Raw genomic sequence first — 17,455 nt, forward strand, 5'->3', positions numbered from 1 at the left:
TAAAACGAGGGTTTAAGGAATGATTTTTCTAGACTCGTCTAAATACTCTCGCCCTGCTTTAAGGGCTTTATCATAATGAGCTTTTTCACTTGCTTTATGCAGGTCTTCTAGGTTGTCTTCAATATTGTCTATTGCGTCTTCAATGACATCTAAGGCGTTTTCAAGCGTATAAGTAAGTTGATGAATTTCTGCCATATCCACTGGCTTAAGTTCATCCTTGAGCATAATCACGGATAGCTTTTTATTGTATTCAGAAAAATTCTTAACCGCTTCCGCCAGTGTATGTGATGGAACACCTTTAAAATGTTGTGGCATATCATCGCTGGCAACAACGGAACCCTGTAAAGCAAGCGTGGATACAAACGCAACGGCTAATGTGGTTTTGTTTATCATGGTCTATCCTCATTGTTAAGAACCTATATTAATTATTTTAGCAAAAACACTTAGAGATTATGAGCGGTATTGACTAACATTACATTTGTTTAATATTTATCGCGTTCAAAGTTTTGCGTTTGATGAGAGCCAGTCTGAAAAAGTCTTAAGCCGATGCTATCATTATGCGTTCATTTAGAAAGGGGTAGGATTTTGTCAATCCATTTTATTTTAGGCGGTGCACGCTCTGGTAAAAGCGCTTATGCCGAGCAGTTAGCTAAAATACAAACCCAGCCCGTCACCTACATTGCCACGGCGCGTGCGGATGATGTTGAAATGCAAGCTCGAATCCAACATCACCAAGCACAGCGACCAGAAAATTGGGCGACGCTGGAAGTGTCGGAAAATTTAGGCCTAGTTTTGAATAAACTTAAAGCGGATGCGTGCGTGATTGTCGATTGTTTGACCTTGTGGATGATGAATTGTTTTGCCCAGCATCCTAAGCTGAATACTCAAGCGATTGATGCGTTTGTCGAGGCTTTAAACTCGTTTGAAGGCGATTTGATATTGGTTTCTAACGAAATTTCGATGGGTGTCGTGCCGATGGGGGCTTTGTCTCGTGACTATGTGGATGCGCTGGGTCGTTTGCATCAACAGATTGCGGCTCGCGCAGATCGGGTCACGTTGATGGTGGCCGGTCTGCCTATGACGGTTAAGTAAAGGCATTTGCCCAATTTTAAAAGGACATGTTATGTGGCTAAATGAGCCAATTAAACCATTGGATGAGTCGGCGCAAGCACAGGCTCAATCACGCCAAGATCAATTAACCAAACCACCGGGCTCGTTAGGGGCATTAGAAGGTTTAGCGATTCGCTTGGCCGCAATGCAAGGCACGCATAAGCCCAGCATGCACCAGGCCTGGATTAGTGTATTTGCAGCCGACCACGGTTTGGCTGAGGCAGGCGTGTCGGCGTTTCCACAACAGGTGACGGCTCAAATGGTGCAAAACTTTATCGCGGGTGGGGCGGCGATTACGGTGCTCGCCCGTCAACATCAAGCCCAGTTTGAAGTGGTGGATGTCGGCGTTAAAGCTGATTTTACTGACCAACCAGGCCTGGTGGTGGATAAAGTAGGCTATGGCACCGCCAATGCCTTAACCCAAGCCGCGATGACTCAGGCTGAATGCCAGCAGGCGTTGGCGGTCGGCAAACGCGCCGCCGAACGGGCTTATCAAGCAGGTGCTTCGTGTTTTATTGCGGGTGAAATGGGCATTGCCAACACCGCTTCATCCAGCTTATTGCTTGCTTGTATGATGCAAACCGAGATCGCGCCTTTAGTGGGCGCTGGTACCGGTTTAGATTCGGCGGGTGTAGAGCATAAGATTGAGATTTTAAAACAGGTTTTAGATGTTCACGCATCGAGTTTAAAGCAAGCCGACCCCTTAGACATACTCGCCTGTGTGGGCGGTTTTGAAATCGCGGCGTTGGCGGGCGCTTATTTACGCTGTGCGCAATTGGGTCTGCCGGTTTTGGTAGACGGGGTGATTACGACTTCGGCCGCTCTGGTGGCGAATGCGATCGCACCGCAAGCCAAAGATTGGTGGATTTTTAGTCATTTATCGGTCGAACCCGCGCATCAAATCGCGTTGAATTTTTTAGGCGTAAAGCCTTTATTGCAACTCGATTTACGTTTAGGTGAAGGCTCGGGCGCGGCGCTGGCTTGGCCGTTATTGCAACAGGCCTGCGATTTGCATAACCAAATGGCCACTTTTGCCGAAGCGTCGGTGAGTAGCAGCGCATGAAATCGCTGCAACCTAAGCGAATACAACTGGTTCGCCACGCAAAGCTGGCAGTTGATCCTAGCGGATTATTTGTTGGGCGTACTGAACTCAAGGCCTGTCCGACATCCACTCAGCAGTTAGCGACATCCTTTCAGAACACTGAGTTTGATGCGCTCGTGAGTTCCCCTCTGCAACGCTGTCAAACTCTAGCCGAACAAGTTGCCGCATATAAAGGCCTCAAGGTCGAAACCCTAGATTCTCTGCAAGAGCGGGACTGGGGGAGCTGGGATGGTTTAAACACGGCTGAGATTAACCCGCAGGATTTACAGGCCTACTACGATGATCCATTTAATTATTCGATACCGCAAGCTGAGAGCTGGAACGAAATGCGTGAACGCTTAAACCAGGCCTGGTGCTCGCTATTAAACCATCCGGCACAAAATCTTTTGTGTGTCACGCATGGTGGCGTTTTACGCTTGCTGATGCAGCAAATATTGGGTTTATCCGATCATGCTTTATTTCAATTCAAACTCGATTATGGTGTGCAGCTTGTGTTGGAAGTTACGCCCACCCCAACCCAACCATTTGTGCAACTGATTGAGATTAGGCCCGCTAATTTATGACCCATTCCTTGAACTCTTTTTTTAAATCCTTTTGGTTGGCCGTGCAGTTTTTTACACGTTGGCCTACGCCGCAATATGCCTCGGTGAACGAACAAGAAATGGGGCGGTCCTTAGCTTGGTTTCCGCTGATTGGTTTATTAATTGGTTTGGTTTTATGGGCGTTATCAGGCTTACAGGCCTGGTTGCCAACACCGGTGGTGGCGTTGGTTTTATTGCTCGCCTGGGTTTGGATCACGGGGGCGTTGCATATTGATGGCGCGGCGGATTTTGCCGATGCTTGGCTAGGCAGCTGTGGCCATAAGCAACGTGCATTAGACATTATGAAAGACAGCCGAATCGGCACCGGGGGCGGGGTGGCGATTGGTTTGATTTTATTGGCTAAGTGGGTGTTGTTAACCGAGTTGTTGCAAACCGATGGGCTGGTTTTATTAGTGTTGATTCCATTCTGGGCGCGTATCGGCTCGCTGGTGTTAATGATGACAACGCCTTATGCCTCACAAAATGGCATGGCTGAAACCATGTTTCGCCATCTCAATCGTAAAATTGGTTGGCTGTGGCTCGTTTTCGCCCTTGGCTTAATGCTGGTGCTAGCACCAGGCCTGGTGTTGATGGTACTGGCTTGGTTTTGGGTGCGTTGGCTGTTGATGCGTCACCTGGGGGGTATGAACGGAGATGGCGCCGGTATGATGACCGAGGTGTTAGAAATCAGCGCTTTATTAATTTTGAGCGCGAGCTTGATCCATTAACCGACATAAATTGTCGAGCGCATCAATCAAACGAGCGGTGGGGCGCTGAAAATGATCGGCGTTTAATGCATAAATCTGTGCATTTTTGACCGCGTTGAGTTGTGGAATTTTCTGCCAGTCTTTTAGCCACTTCTGCTGAACATGGTCTAACCCACCTAACAATATGATGTCGGGATTTTTCTGAATCACGGCTTCGCGGTTCACATGAGGCGCGAGCGCACTGAGATCAGCAAACACGTTTGTACCACCGCAGACTTCAATGGCTTGACTAATAAACTGTTCACCATTAATCGTAATGGTCGGTTGGTGCCAAACTTGATAAAATACCCGCACTTTTGGTGCATCCTGGTAGCGTTGGCGTAATTGATCAAGTTGCTGGCGTAGTCGTTTCGCTTCGGTGCTGGCGGTCTGGGTTTGCTGGCTAAAACCGCCAATTTCTTCGATTAAATTGGGAATATCATCTAAGCGCTGGGTGTCGCGAATTAATAAATTTAAGCCCAGGCGTTTTAAACGATCCAAATCTTGTGGGCGATTACCGGATTGCCAAGCGAGCACTAAATCCGGTTTGAGTTGCATAATCACTTCAAAATTGAGTGCATTATAACTGCCCACAATGGGCACGGATAAGGCGGCTGGCGGGTAATCCGAATAGTTAACCACGCCCACCAATTGGTCGCCTGCGCCGGCTGAATAAACCAACTCGGTTAAGCTGGGGGCAAGTGAAATTATGCGCTTCGCGGGTTCGGCCATGACGGCCCAGCCGGCCAGCATTAAGCCCATTGCAACACTATAGATTATGGAAATTTTCAAGTTCGCGGCTTTAAACCACATAGTAAAGCAACCCGAGCAATATCAATAACATCATACTTAAGTCCAGCGGCAAACTTAAAGCTAACGCCCGTTTTAGATGATCGGCTTCCAATTCGCGAGGAGATTGTGGATCGCCAAAATAAGGTTTCGATGTCATCTCACCAAAATAGCGCGTTGGGCCGCCCAATTGCACACCCATTCGCCAAGCCATGGCCGCAATCGGATAACCCGCGTTGAGACTGGCATGGCCACGTGCTTGACGCCACCAGCTCAACAGGTTGATTTTGCAGCTCAATAAGCCAATCCATAACGCCGTGATGCGAGCTGGTAGCCAATTAGCGACGTCGTCTAAACGAGCCGCAACCTTGCCAAAGCGCTCGTATCGAGCGTTACGATAGCCAACCATTGAATCCATTGTATTGATAGCCTTGTAAACCACCAGGCCTGGTAGACCGAATAATAAAAAGTAAAACAAGGGCGCGATCACACCATCGCTTAAATTTTCGGCATAGGTTTCAGCGCCAGCTTTGAAACATTCGCTTTGACTCAGTTCTTCCGTATCTCGACTGACCAGCATCGCGAGCGCTTGCTGCGGAGCCGGATGAGTGAGCAGTTCACTTACTTTTTGGTAAAGCATATGATGTGCGATTAAAGTTGAAGCCAATAGCCCGTTAATCAATAGATGCAACCATAACGGCAAAGTAAAAAGCAGCAAACTGATCACGCTGGCGATAACAAAACTGATGATTAGCAAGCCGACCACCAGGCCTGCTCCGCGCAAAATCGTATCCGCATAATATCGTGTTTCAAACCAGCTAATCAGTTTTCCCAAGCCAATCACCGGGTGCGCTCGCCCCATAAATTCACCTAAAAAACGATCGAAAAGAATCGCTAATAAAGCACTGATTAAAATCCAGGTTGGGTCAAATAATAGCATGCTGAATGTCCTGATAAAGTGTGTTGAGCGCCTGTATTAAGCGCTGGTGTTGTGGCGGCTTCTTGACCGCTATGCGCAGATGATGCGTGTTTAAGCCAGCTTCAAAGCTGTCACAAGGTCTGACCAAAATCTGATGATCCTCCAACGCTTGGGCGATCTGCTTGGCAGGTGCGTGAGTTTGCACCAAGACAAAGTTGGCCGAGCTTGGGTAAACCTGTTTTATCAACGCGCAGGTTTGTAATTGTGCCACTAAATCGGCTTTGGCGTTGAACAACCAGGCCTGGTTGTGGGAGTCAAACTCGGGATCTTGCAAAGCTTGTTGTAGTAACAGACTATCGAGATGAGAAATCGGCCAAGCAGGTTGCGGCCAAGCGCCTAAAAACCCAGGCTGGGCAAAAACCGCGCCAACCCGCAAACCCGGGCAGGCATAATATTTGGTTAAGGATTGCAAAATAATGAGTTTGGGCCAGTCATGAAGCCATTGTCTGAAACTTAGCGATTCGTCAAAGCCAATAAAAGGTAAAAAAGATTCGTCGATAAGCACCCAGCAGTCCTGTTGTTGCCAGTAACGAATTAAATCAGCGCATTTTTCGGGCGCATGATAATGCCCGTCCGGTGTGCTTGGGTTGACAAACACGACTAAGCTATTGGGTGGCAAATCAGGATAGCACCAGGCCTGGTGGTCGGGCTGCTGAAGCGCACGATTCAGTTCAATCGTGTTTTGACTATAGAGCTGGGCCGCACGCTGATATTCGCCATATAACGGCGTGTAAAGCAGGGTGGTGTGGGGGCGCAAGTGCGCAAATAAATTTAAAATCGCACTCGATATGCCATTGGTTAATTGAATATGATCAGCCGGTAATTGAAATTTATCGGCCAGCAAGCGGGTCAAGTTTTGAGCTTGTTGCGGCGGATAGTGCGCCCATAAAGCCGGCTCCAGATTTAAAGAGACGACCGGTTGGTTTGGGTTAATGCTGGCTGAAAAATCCAAAACTTGGCTCAAGGCTTGCGTGTGACTCAAGCCTTGACGTTGAGCAAACTCAAAAAATTGGCCACCGTGTTGAGTCATTAAAAATCAATACCCGGCTGGGCTTGAATGCCACTTTTGTAAGCATGTTTTTCGTCTTGAATTTCAGAGACGGTATCCGCCAGCTCACGTAATTCGGCAATCGCCGAGCGACCGGTAACAACGACATGCTGGCCCTCAGGGCGCTCCATGATGGTGTTCAGTACGGTGTCTTTATCCAAATAATCATAGCTGAGTAAATAGGTTAATTCGTCCAGTACCACCAAATCGTAACTTGGGTCTTGTAGCATTTGGCGGGCGACTTGCCAACCGCGTTCTGAGGTGGCGATATCTTGTTCACGATTTTGCGTGTCCCAGGTAAAACCATCGCCCAAAACATGCCATTCGCATTTGGGTTGGGCCTTAAAAAAAGCTTCTTCGCCGGTGTCGGTACGGCTTTTAATAAACTGGCAAACGCCAACTTTCAAACCATGACCTAATGCGCGCGCGATTGTGCCAAAGGCCGAGGTGGATTTACCTTTGCCGTGGCCGGTGATCACGATCAAGAGACCTTTTTTCTGGTCGGCTCGGGCAATCGCCGCATCAATTTGGGCTTTTTTACGTTCCATGCGGATTTTGTGATATTGGGATTTTTTATCGTCTGAACTCATGCTAATGGTCACTGTTTAAAATAAAGTGAACAGTTTACAAAACTTGGATCGATTGTTTCCTAATAAATCCGCTTTCTTTGCATTAAATATCAACCCAGTTTACAAAAGTCTCTATAATTTACAGACTTGTCACTTATTTCAGATCTATCGAGAATCCCATGAAAAAAACCTTTAGCTTAACCCATGAAAAAATTGCGCCAGCCAGATTAATTGAATCAGTTAAAAGCGATGTGCGTAAATACCTAAAGCGCGAACGCGCCAAAGCCTTACCAAAAGGCGCGGATTTTTGGGATTTCGATTGCCGTTTTGGTGCGGATGCCGCTAATAGTAAAGTCGTTCACGTTGCTGAAATAGATGCGGCTTTAAACCAAGCGGAAGAAAAAAAACTAGAGTCCTGCTATATCGAAATTATCGCCAAGCCCGGCTATCGCACGCCAAAAAGCGTCTAACGCCTGGTTAAATAAACCGATCTTAATCACCAGGCCTGGTGGTTAAAGCTTGTTGGGCTTTTTTATAACCCAACTTCACCATGCGATCTACTTGATTAAATTCCAACATGCCGCAGGCATTACGCGGAATGTTGATAGTTATATCCGGCGGATAGCTCGCTAACTTTTGGCGTGCGATGGTATTTTGCATACTGTCGAAGGCGCGATTGCTGATATCCAGCGCATCCCAGTCCAGTCCCACAGACTTGTCTTTTTGTGGCCCAAATTTTTCGATAAAAAAATCTTTAATCGTCTCCGTTATCCCATTTAAATGGCCTAACCAATCTGGTGATTCAGACGATTCTTTGTGGTCAGATTCAGATGTGTTGCTGAGGTTTTCTTGAGGTTTACCACCTAAATTTACGGCAATAATTAAATCATTGTTTTCACTAAAGGTGGGGGCGATGGGCACCGGATTGAGTACGCCGCCGTCAATTAATGTCATATCGTGATGTTTAAACGGCGTAAAAATCATCGGCAAAGATATCGAAGCGCGAATTGCTTTATGCAACAACCCGCTTTGCAGCCAGACTTCTTTTTCGTGGAAAATGTCGGTCGCGACAGCGGTATAAGTGATGTCTAACTCTTCGATTTGAACATCCCCTAAAAAATCGGCCAGCTTGCTAAACAGTTTTTCGCCTTTGATCAGTCCGCTGCTGTTCCAAGATACATCGATTAAGCCCAATAACTCAGTTTTGCTTAGCTGCTTTAACCATTCTTCATAGTCATTCAGTTTGCCGGTGGCGTATAAGCCGCCAATTAACGCACCCATTGAGCAGCCAGAGATCGAACGAATTTTGTAACCGTTTTCTTCCAACCAACGAATCACCCCAATATGCGCCAAACCTCGCGCACCACCGCTACCTAATACCAACGAAACGGTTTTTTCTTCGAGTTGATTATCATCTTTAATAGGATGGTTCATGCTATACGCTAACCTAATGTGTTATCTATTAGATTTTAAGTTTATTATAAAAGTTTACTAAACGCGAAATCCTTGGCTCATTTTGGAGGGGTTTAGTTCAAAATGAATTTTCATTGGCCTTCTTTTAACAGAAAAAAATAAACGTAATTAACTTCACCTTTAATGCTTATTGGTTTTTTGTGCTTTCAACTATCTGTTACAGTTGGTTAAGATGAGATTGTAACGATGTCGGCTACAAGCTCTGATAAGGTTATATTTTTCTACAATACAAATGCCATTCGTCTTTTAGTGAATTTGTATCTGTACATTAAAAGTTTTAGGAGCAAATTATGGATATGCAAAGTTTAATCCTACTGTTGGTGGTTGGTGGTCTCGCTGGTTGGCTGGCCGGGAACTTAATGAAAGGGCGCGGCTTTGGGCTGATTGGGAATATTGTTGTTGGTATCGTTGGCGCTGTACTGGGCGGTTTTGTATTAAATTTTTTGGGTATCGTTGCAACTGGGCTGATTGGCCTCATTCTCACGGCCACGATCGGCGCGATTATTTTAGTGTTTGTAATTGGCCTTATTAGAAGAGCTTAGGTTAAAAACCAGTTTAGCTAAGGCTTCAATGACCAAAGTAATTGAGCTTACAGATGATCATTCGTTGGATTAAACATTGGCAAGTTAAACGTGTTCTGAAACGTTATCCGATCCCCCATAGTTTTTGGCATAAGTTGATGATACAGGATCAACTTTTTGCCGGCTTAAGTGCGGTGGAAAAAGCCCGATTGCGTGAGCTGACTACTTTATTTGTGCATCAAAAAAACTTCCGCGCCAGCGATGACTTTAATTTGACTAAACCTATGGTGCTGACGATTTCTGCGCATGCTTGTTTATTGATTTTAGAGTTGGGCCTGGATTACTACCAAGGTTGGCAAGATATTATTGTTTATCCAACCGCATTTATCGTCGAGCGCGATGAAGCTGATGAATTAGGTATTGTGTCGCATCAGCAGGCGGTTTTGGGAGGTGAGGCTTGGCTAACCGGCCCGGTGGTGTTGGAATGGCAAAGTTTTAAAGCCGAATCCGACGAACTCAAACCCGGTCGCAATCTAGTGCTACATGAGTTTGCACATAAGTTGGATATGCTTAATGGGCGCGCCAATGGCATGCCGCCACTGCATAAAACTATGAATCGTATGCATTGGACGCAGGCGTTTAGCGAGGCATTTGAGCAATTACAATACCAAGTTGAACACGGGCATCATCCCGCCATTAATCCTTATGCGGCTACTGAACCAGCTGAGTTTTTTGCTGTCAGTACTGAATACTTTTTTACCGCGCCTAACTTACTGATTCATCACTTTCCAGCGGTTTACGAACAGTTAAGCTTGTTTTACCAGCAAGACCCTAATGCTCGGCAAAGCCTTTGACTTTATCTTGAATTTTGAGTTAAGAGGCGTAAAGTGAATAACAGGATATTTGTCTGAGTAAGGAGCTGATTTTATGAAGCGAATTACAAGTTGGCTTGCAGTCTGGTTATGCTTTTTAGCCGCCGTTATGGGCTTGAATACAGTATTAGCAAACGATACACAACCACCACCAGGCCTGGTGGTTCAGTTAAATATCGAGGGTGGAATCGGTCCAGCTACGCAAGATTATATTGAACGTGGTATCCAAAAAGCCGAAGCTCAACAAGCTGAATTGATTATTCTGAAAATGGATACGCCGGGCGGCTTAGATAGCGCCATGCGCGCGATTATCAAAAACATTGCCAATGCCAATACGCCGATTGCCACTTACGTATCACCCAGCGGTGCGCGTGCGGCCAGTGCGGGCACTTATATTCTTTACGCCAGTCATATTGCAGCAATGGCACCCGGTACCAACTTAGGGGCCGCCACGCCGGTGCAAATTGGGGGTATTTCGCCACCGGATCGACAACCGGATTCTAAATCAGGTTCTAATTCGGATTCCAAGCAAAAATCTAAGCCGAACGATACTAATCAAAACGAGCAAGCTGAAATGGTCTTAGAACAAGCCATGCCAGACCCATCCAAAAGTAAGGCTATAAATGATGCGGTTGCTTATATTCAAGGTCTAGCGCAATTACGTGGGCGTAATGCCGAATGGGCCGAAAAGGCCGTGAGAGAAGCGGCGAGCTTGTCGGCCACTGAAGCCTTAGAAAACAATGTGATTGATTTGATCGCGCTCAGTCGAGCGGATTTGTTGGATCAACTTGATGGCCGAAGCGTCACCATCCATCAACAAACCTACCCACTAAATATCGCCAATGCTCAAGTGACCGAAATAGCGCCAGATTGGCGCAGTCGCTTTTTAAGCGTGATAACCAATCCCAATATTGCTTATATCTTACTGTTGGTTGGCATCTACGGGCTCATCCTGGAGTTCTTTAACCCAGGTGCCATCTTACCCGGAACCGTGGGAGCGATTTCATTGCTGGTGGCTCTCTACGCTTTACAACTACTGCCAGTCAATTATGTCGGTTTGGCGCTGATTTTCTTGGGGGTAGCGCTCATTATCGCTGAGGCATTTGAACCCAGCTTTGGTGTATTGGGTCTTGGTGGTATTGCCTCGTTTGTCATCGGCTCGGTGATTTTGATGGACACCGATGCCCCTGGTTATGGCATTGATTTATCCGTGATCATTACCTTTACCCTACTGAGTGTCTTGATCTTAGCGAGTGTGGTGTTATTGGCGTTAAAGTCGAGTCAACGCAAGGTCGTCAGTGGCTTAGAAGCGCTAATCGGTAGTGAAGCAATAGTGGTGGATGACTTTGAACATAAAGGTTCGGTCGTGATGCACGGCGAACATTGGCAAGCGACCACCAGTGTGCCTTTGAAAAAAGAACAAGTCGTGCAGGTCACCGGGCTTAAAAACTTAACGCTCAGCGTGGAGCCGTTAAGCTCAGAAAACTAAAAGGCAGGAGAATAGACATGAGTATGTATGCCATTTATATCATCATCGGTTTGGTGGTATTGTTTTTTGTCAGCGCAATTCGCATTCTGCGCGAGTACGAACGCGGTGTGATTTTCTTGCTGGGTCGTTTTTGGAAAGTAAAAGGTCCCGGCATTATCATTGTGATTCCACTGATCCAACAAATGGAAAGGGTGGACTTGCGTACCGTGGTAATGGATGTGCCCAGTCAAGATGTGATCTCGCGCGACAACGTCTCGGTACACGTTAACGCAGTCGTCTATTTTCGAGTAATTGAGCCCGACAAAGCGATTATCCAAGTCGAAAACTTCCACGAAGCGATTAGCCAGCTATCGCAAACCACTTTGCGATCGGTGTTAGGACAGCATGAGTTGGATGAAATGCTGGCCGAGCGAGATCGTTTAAATATTGATATCCAAAAATCACTCGACGAACAAACTGACGCTTGGGGTGTCAAAGTGAGTAATGTCGAAATCAAGCATGTCGACTTGGACGAAAGTATGATTCGCGCCATCGCCAAACAAGCCGAAGCTGAACGTAGCCGACGCGCCAAAGTGATTCATGCGGAAGGGGAGATGCAAGCCTCTCAAAAGCTATTAGAAGCCGCGCAAATCCTATCGCAACAACCGCAAGCTTTGCAATTGCGCTATCTGCAAACCCTAACTGAAATTGCTAACGACCGCTCCAACACCATCGTCTTTCCTCTGCCGATGGACTTAGCGGATGTGATATTTAACAAAATAAAGTCGTGATTTAACTCGACCACCAGGCCTGGTGGTTAGGGCGGAGAGTTTCCTAAGTTAATTAGGGTGTTTTGGCTTTTCTTGTGATATGAGCAAAGTGTTCAGTTAGAATAGGCGGCATTGTTTTTATCGCTTTTTAAGGAAAGTTATTATGGCCGGATCGTTATTTGATCAGTTGAAGAAGTCGGGCTTGGTAAATGAACATAAGGCCAAGCAGATTAAAAAAGAGAAGTACCAGCAATCTAAAAAGCAAAAGGGTCAGCAGGCTGAGCCGGTAGAAAATGAAGCGGCAAAACTGGCGGCTGAAGCGGCACGCTTAAAGGCTGAAAAAGACCGACATTTGAACTTAGAACGCCAGCAACAGCAAGCTGAAAAAGCTAAGCAAGCTGAGTTAAAACAGATTCTTCAGTCGAATCAGTTAAAAGGTTTTGAGGGTGAATTGACGTTTAATTTTGCTGACGACAAGCAGGTTAAAACCTTGCAAGTCAACACCAAAACCCAGAAGGGTTTAATCAACGGCCGAATTCGCATCGCTCGTTTAGGCGAGGGTTATGTTTTGGTACCGGATACCGTGGTTGAAAAAATCGAACAACGTGATGCAAGTGTGTTGATTGCCTTTTCGAATGAGGACGAATCCATTCCTGAAGAAGATCGTGATTACTACGCCAAATTTGAAATCCCGGATGATTTGGTTTGGTAATTAAGCTGTTAGTGAGTGGGGTTTAAATCCAGCTTATTTCCAGCGTTCGAGCCAGTGATCCGCTTCATCCGGTTTACCATAATAATAACCTTGATAAATCAGTTCACCTAGCTTTTGTAGCTGTTGTACTTGGTGTTCGGTTTCGACACCTTCAGCTACTACGCGCAAATGCATTTTATTGGCCACGGTATAAATAGTTTCGACTAAGCTATCAGTGACGGCTGTTTTTTCTAAGGTTTCAATAAATGAGCGGTCAATCTTTAACTCGTCAATTTCAAGTTGTTGTAGATAACTGAGTGACGAATAGCCGGTTCCAAAGTCGTCGATCGAAAATTCTAAGCCTAGTTTTTTTAACGGGTTTATTTTGCTAGACACTTCTTCAATATTTTCGATAAATAAGCCTTCAGTTATTTCTAAAACAAGACGGCAGCTGGTTAAGGGATGACGATTTAACAGAGTTTTTATTTCATCCACAAAGTTGGCTTGGCGGAAATGGCGTGGACTGATATTGACGGAAATCGAAATACTTAAACCTTGCTGTTGAGCTTTGTCAATTTCGAGGCAGGCCTGATTAAGTACCCAGTGGCCCAGTTCAATGATCAAATCGGTGCGTTCAGCAATGGCAATAAATTCCCCTGGGCTTAACAGTCCTTTTTCTGGGTGTTGCCACCGGACGAGAGCTTCAGCGCCGATGAACTCGCCTCGACTGTTTACTTGAGGTTGCAGGAAGAGTTTTAGTTGGTTTCGTTCTATAGCTAAACGCAGTTCAGATTCAATTTGGTGTTGGTGTCTTGCTATTTCAGACATGTTTTTATGAAACAGTTTCCAGCCGTGCCCACCGGATTCCTTAACCTGTTTTAAGGCGGTGTTAGCGTGACTAATCGTAAGGGTTAAAATATCTTCAGATACTTGTTCGGCTTCTTCACGGCCTAAAAAAGAGGCACCAATACTGCAAGTAATGGCAAAACGCTCGCCACCAATAATGTAGGGCTTTTCAATTTCCTCTAATAAGGTTTGCTCAAGTCCTATAATGCAACTTTCACAGTCAACAATATGTTCAGCTCGGTAGGATAGAACGGCAAATTCATCCCCGCCTGAGCGCGCAACAAATCCACTATCCTTAACAAAGTCAGAAAGACGTTCGGCCATGGCTTTTAATAAAGCATCACCGCTATAAGAACCATGTATTTCGTTTATCAGTTTAAAGTGGTCGACATTAATCAAAATTAACCCTGCCACTGCACCTAAAGAAGATTTTTGATTGAGCAGTTTGTCCATGGTTTCGATTAGTTGAGTGCGGTTGGGTAAGCCCGTTACTTGATCAAAATAAAGTAGGCTTTGAATGCGTTGTTGATGATTTTTGATAGTAGATGTATCTTTGTGGATAGCTAGGAAGTGACTAGTTTGGCCTTTTGAGTTTTTTACTGGCGAAATGATATTGTCACTCGGGTAGATTTCACCGGATTTGCGTTTATTAATGATTTCACCACGCCAATGTTTTCCTTGTGAAAGATTATCCCACATTTGTTTGAAAATAATTTTTGGCGTATCAAGTGACCGCAGCACGCTCGGATTCTTACCAGATAACTCATTTAGGGTATAACCAGTAATGGTTTCATAAGCTGGGTTCATATACTCAATACGTCCTTGCGTATCGGTAATCATAATGCCTTCGGGGCTTTGCTCAACGACCAAGCTTAACTGGCGAATTTTTTGCATGGACTGCTCTATCGTATGTTTAGCCTGTTTAATTGTACGATTTCGTATTAGCAATAAAACTATAAAAAACAATAAGATGGAGATAGTAAGACTGCTAACGAGCCCCAGTTCAAACCACCAACGTTGCATGACGTCACGCAAATCGAAGTATTGAGTCTGCGCAAAAGGTTTCATACGTAATTGGCGCATCATTTCATCAAATATTCGATAATCACCCGGTATGGTAAATCCTGATATTTGCATAGATTGTGCTAAATCACTGCCAGATTCTATCGCTAACAAGGTAGCCGCAACGCGACGAGTCACATCTTTATTTACATGTGGCATAGCGGCAAATGGCCACTCAGGGTATAGACGAGTACTGGTAACAAATGGAAAATTACTTGGGTGGGTTGCATTAATGATTTTGATTTGTTGCATATCAAAATAGCCTGAATCAGATAAAGATTCTAATACACCCGTACGCACAAAGCCGACATCAGCTTGTTGATTTAATACGGCATTAACGGCTAGGCTTTGAGGTTGCCCCATTTCAATGACGTTTGCATCATCTGGCAATCGAATACCTCGTTGAAGAAGCTCAAATGCTTGCATTTGATACGCGCCTGTTGAAGTGGTTGCGATGGCCGCTATGGTTTTATTTTTTAGATCTTTCCATTGGTTGATATCGTTTCGATTAGCTAGGGCAAAAGCCACCCCACCGAATTGATCCGTAGGCGTGGCACCTTCTTGATTAATTAAAGATGCTAGTGGAGAAGACAAACCATTACGATGGGTTAACAAAACATAATGTGATGGGTGAGTTAAAACAAAATCAACCTGTTGTTTTTCAACGGCTTTTTCGAGTTCTAAGTGGTAGTAAATGTTAAGTGAGAAGGTGTGGGTCGGTATTTCGTTTTGTAAGTAACTTAATAAAGGTTGCCAACGTTGTGCCGTAGATAGTTTGTCTCGATAAGCTAAAATCGCAATCTGTAGTTTTGGCTTCTCAATTTGGCTGTGTGTCGATATTTCAACAGCTTGGGTGGTAAAGCTGGCTAGTACCAATAAAAAATACGGTAGGATGAGTAAGCGTTTAAACATCATTTTCCTTGTCGGCAAAGCGTGTAATCACTTTAAAGCTTAAAGTAAGTTTTTACCGTTAATAACTCAATAAGTAGGCATGGATTCTATCTAAACTAGCTGAAAAAATACCATACTTATAATGTGGTTTATCTGTATCTACATAAGTCTATAGCAAATGAGCGGTTTTGAAAAGGCTTAAAAAGAGTGAATAGTTCGATTGAGCTCATTTTATTTTTATCATTTATTTGCGAGCTAGTGAGTAAGTTTTATTGCTAGCTCACCCACTCATTTAATTATAACTGGGTGGGCCGTAACGAATGGTGGCTATCTAGTGTGATAATTCGAGGGTTGGTTGGTAGGGTAATTGGCACTCTGTGAAACACGATGGTGCTAAAACTGAATAGGCAAATGGTCAGCCAAAGTTGGGTGATTAAGCGTGTGTTTTCATGAGTGAAATAAATCTAGTATTTTATCCATCGCCAAATGGATTTCTAAGCTGTCGGCTAAACGATCAAGCTGTTGTTCGCGTTGTTGGTTTAGGTCAAAGGGTTCCGCATCCACCAGGCCTGACCAGTTGAGCAGGGCTTGCAGAGCTTCAGGTTGGTCAAATAATCCATGACAATAGCTGACAAAAATTTGGTTATCGTCGGATACTGTGCCATCAGCGTCACCGTTTTGCCATTCGATTGCGTGGGCGTATTGGCTGAAATCGGTTACGCCTTGGTGAATTTCATAACCCGTTATTTTGGCCGCTGTGACCAGGCCTGGTAGTTGTAATAAACCAGTGCGGTTAATTAGTTGTTTGTCTGGGGAAAAACGGGTGGTGTAATCCAACAGCGCCAGGCCTGGTATGTTGGCTTGATCGGATTCAATGCCGAGCGGATCGAAAATTGTTTGCCCTAGCATTTGCAGGCCACCGCAAATGCCGATCAGCTTGCCGCCATAGCGCAGGTGTTTATGTAGATAAGGCAGCCAGGCCTGGTGCTTGAGCCAATCTAAATCAAACGCGACACTTTTAGAACCAGGCAAAATCACCAAATCCGCCGGTGGAATCGGCTTGTTATGTTTCACCCATTGAAAATCGACTTGTGGATGCTGAGTCAATGGATCAAGATCGGTGTGATTAGAAATATGCGGTAATAACGGACACACCACTTTCAAAACTTTGTGATCTTCATGTGCTTTGTGCTGAGCGTCATTCACGCTTACCGCATCTTCCGCATCCAAATGTAGACCATGTAAGTAGGGCAGCACACCCAACACGGGCTTGCCGGTTTCGCGCTCCAACCAATCCAAGCCGTCTTGCAATAATGCAATATCACCGCGAAAACGGTTAATCACAAAGCCTTTAATACGATTCCTTTCAGATTCTGACAAACACGCCAGCGTGCCGACAATATGCGCAAACACACCGCCTTTGTCGATGTCGGCAACCAAAATCACCGGACAATCCACCACTTCGGCAAACCCCATATTGGCGATGTCGCCTTCGCGTAAATTGATTTCGGCGGGTGAGCCCGCGCCTTCGACCAGAATAATCGGGTATTGATTTGACAGAATTTGAAAAGAATCGAACACCGCTTGCGCGGCTTTCGGTTTATATTGATGGTAGTCGAACGCATTCAAATTGCCGATCGACTGACCTTGTAGAATCACCTGAGCGCCGGTATCGCTATTGGGTTTGAGCAACACCGGGTTCATGTGAACCGTGGGGGCGATGTTGGCGGCTTGGGCTTGTAACGCCTGTGCACGACCAATCTCGCCACCATCGGCGGTCACGGCGCTATTGAGCGCCATATTTTGCGGTTTAAACGGCGCCACTGTAAAACCGCGCCGCACCAACACCCGACACAAACCCGCCACCAGCGTGCTTTTGCCCGCATCGGATGTGCAGCCTTGTATCATCAACGTGGCGGATTGGGTCATGGGTTATT

General features: G+C 45.4%; 18 protein-coding genes. 10 read left to right on the plus strand and 8 right to left on the minus strand.

The genetic code is table 11. The features are described 5' to 3' along the window. Window positions 1-12: 12 nt before the first annotated feature. Entirely contained in the window at window positions 13-393 is a 381-nt protein-coding gene (locus N746_RS0104290) for a DUF6746 family protein (protein ID WP_029934227.1), read from the minus strand. A gap of 192 nt (window positions 394-585) precedes the next feature. Here N746_RS0104290 and cobU point away from each other — a divergent pair, with 192 nt between their 5' ends. Genes cobU through cobS form a run of 4 tightly spaced genes read left to right on the plus strand, consistent with a single transcriptional unit; the run spans window position 586 to window position 3,521 of the window. Beyond that, complete coding sequence (gene cobU, locus N746_RS0104295) at window positions 586-1,092, plus strand: bifunctional adenosylcobinamide kinase/adenosylcobinamide-phosphate guanylyltransferase (protein ID WP_038125878.1); 507 nt, start codon at window positions 586-588, stop codon at window positions 1,090-1,092. A gap of 31 nt (window positions 1,093-1,123) precedes the next feature. Beyond that, window positions 1,124-2,173, plus strand: a complete 1,050-nt coding sequence (gene cobT / locus N746_RS0104300; protein ID WP_029934229.1) for a nicotinate-nucleotide--dimethylbenzimidazole phosphoribosyltransferase — start codon at window positions 1,124-1,126, stop codon at window positions 2,171-2,173. Next, window positions 2,170-2,775 carry a histidine phosphatase family protein gene (locus tag N746_RS0104305; protein ID WP_029934231.1) on the plus strand — a complete coding sequence of 202 codons (606 nt, stop codon included), beginning with the start codon at window positions 2,170-2,172 and terminating at the stop codon, window positions 2,773-2,775. Before cobT ends, N746_RS0104305 begins: the two co-directional genes overlap by 4 nt. After that, window positions 2,772-3,521: an adenosylcobinamide-GDP ribazoletransferase gene (gene cobS, locus N746_RS0104310; protein ID WP_029934233.1), complete on the plus strand. Its 750-nt coding sequence runs from the start codon at window positions 2,772-2,774 to the stop codon at window positions 3,519-3,521. Before N746_RS0104305 ends, cobS begins: the two co-directional genes overlap by 4 nt. On the opposite strand, the gene N746_RS0104315 is transcribed toward cobS, so the two are convergent. From N746_RS0104315 to cobO, 4 genes are read right to left on the minus strand one after another with little or no spacing between them, the layout of a single operon-like run. Then, window positions 3,492-4,331 carry a cobalamin-binding protein gene (locus tag N746_RS0104315; RefSeq protein ID WP_245603337.1) on the minus strand — a complete coding sequence of 280 codons (840 nt, stop codon included), beginning with the start codon at window positions 4,329-4,331 and terminating at the stop codon, window positions 3,492-3,494. The genes cobS and N746_RS0104315 overlap by 30 nt on opposite strands. Before the next feature lie 10 nt (window positions 4,332-4,341). After that, window positions 4,342-5,268: an adenosylcobinamide-phosphate synthase CbiB gene (cbiB, locus tag N746_RS0104320; RefSeq protein WP_038125880.1), complete on the minus strand. Its 927-nt coding sequence runs from the start codon at window positions 5,266-5,268 to the stop codon at window positions 4,342-4,344. Continuing rightward, on the minus strand, window positions 5,255-6,337 hold the full coding sequence (locus tag N746_RS0104325; protein ID WP_029934237.1) for a pyridoxal phosphate-dependent aminotransferase: 1,083 nt from the start codon (window positions 6,335-6,337) through the stop codon (window positions 5,255-5,257). Before N746_RS0104325 ends, cbiB begins: the two co-directional genes overlap by 14 nt. After that, entirely contained in the window at window positions 6,337-6,945 is a 609-nt protein-coding gene (gene cobO / locus N746_RS0104330; RefSeq protein ID WP_029934239.1) for a cob(I)yrinic acid a,c-diamide adenosyltransferase, read from the minus strand. The genes N746_RS0104325 and cobO overlap by 1 nt, the downstream gene beginning before the upstream one ends. A gap of 158 nt (window positions 6,946-7,103) precedes the next feature. Here cobO and N746_RS0104335 point away from each other — a divergent pair, with 158 nt between their 5' ends. Then, window positions 7,104-7,394: a DUF6172 family protein gene (locus N746_RS0104335; RefSeq protein WP_029934241.1), complete on the plus strand. Its 291-nt coding sequence runs from the start codon at window positions 7,104-7,106 to the stop codon at window positions 7,392-7,394. Window positions 7,395-7,416: 22 nt separating this feature from the next. Here the strand turns inward: N746_RS0104335 and N746_RS0104340 are convergent, their stop codons facing one another. Next, entirely contained in the window at window positions 7,417-8,358 is a 942-nt protein-coding gene (locus N746_RS0104340; RefSeq protein ID WP_029934242.1) for a patatin-like phospholipase family protein, read from the minus strand. Between the two features lie 329 nt (window positions 8,359-8,687). Between N746_RS0104340 and N746_RS0104345 the strand changes: the two genes are divergently transcribed. From N746_RS0104345 to N746_RS0104365, 5 genes are all read left to right on the plus strand, one after another. Next, complete coding sequence (locus tag N746_RS0104345; protein WP_029934244.1) at window positions 8,688-8,939, plus strand: GlsB/YeaQ/YmgE family stress response membrane protein; 252 nt, start codon at window positions 8,688-8,690, stop codon at window positions 8,937-8,939. Window positions 8,940-8,992: 53 nt separating this feature from the next. Further along, the gene (locus tag N746_RS0104350; protein WP_029934246.1) at window positions 8,993-9,772 is read left to right on the plus strand and encodes a M90 family metallopeptidase; all 780 of its coding nucleotides are present in this window, start codon (window positions 8,993-8,995) and stop codon (window positions 9,770-9,772) included. A 73-nt stretch (window positions 9,773-9,845) separates the two neighbouring features. Then, entirely contained in the window at window positions 9,846-11,279 is a 1,434-nt protein-coding gene (locus N746_RS0104355; RefSeq protein ID WP_029934247.1) for an NfeD family protein, read from the plus strand. Between the two features lie 17 nt (window positions 11,280-11,296). Further along, window positions 11,297-12,049, plus strand: coding sequence for a slipin family protein (locus N746_RS0104360; protein ID WP_211245123.1), 753 nt, complete (start codon window positions 11,297-11,299; stop codon window positions 12,047-12,049). 142 nt (window positions 12,050-12,191) lie between these two features. Further along, complete coding sequence (locus tag N746_RS0104365) at window positions 12,192-12,740, plus strand: DUF2058 domain-containing protein (RefSeq protein ID WP_029934251.1); 549 nt, start codon at window positions 12,192-12,194, stop codon at window positions 12,738-12,740. A 33-nt stretch (window positions 12,741-12,773) separates the two neighbouring features. On the opposite strand, the gene N746_RS10630 is transcribed toward N746_RS0104365, so the two are convergent. Next, window positions 12,774-15,539: an EAL domain-containing protein gene (locus N746_RS10630; protein ID WP_051678507.1), complete on the minus strand. Its 2,766-nt coding sequence runs from the start codon at window positions 15,537-15,539 to the stop codon at window positions 12,774-12,776. Between the two features lie 426 nt (window positions 15,540-15,965). Next, window positions 15,966-17,447, minus strand: a complete 1,482-nt coding sequence (locus N746_RS0104375) for a cobyric acid synthase (RefSeq protein ID WP_029934253.1) — start codon at window positions 17,445-17,447, stop codon at window positions 15,966-15,968. Between the last annotated feature and the right edge of the window lie 8 nt (window positions 17,448-17,455).

This window comes from Thiomicrospira pelophila DSM 1534, from assembly GCF_000711195.1.
GTDB lineage: Bacteria > Pseudomonadota > Gammaproteobacteria > Thiomicrospirales > Thiomicrospiraceae > Thiomicrospira > Thiomicrospira pelophila.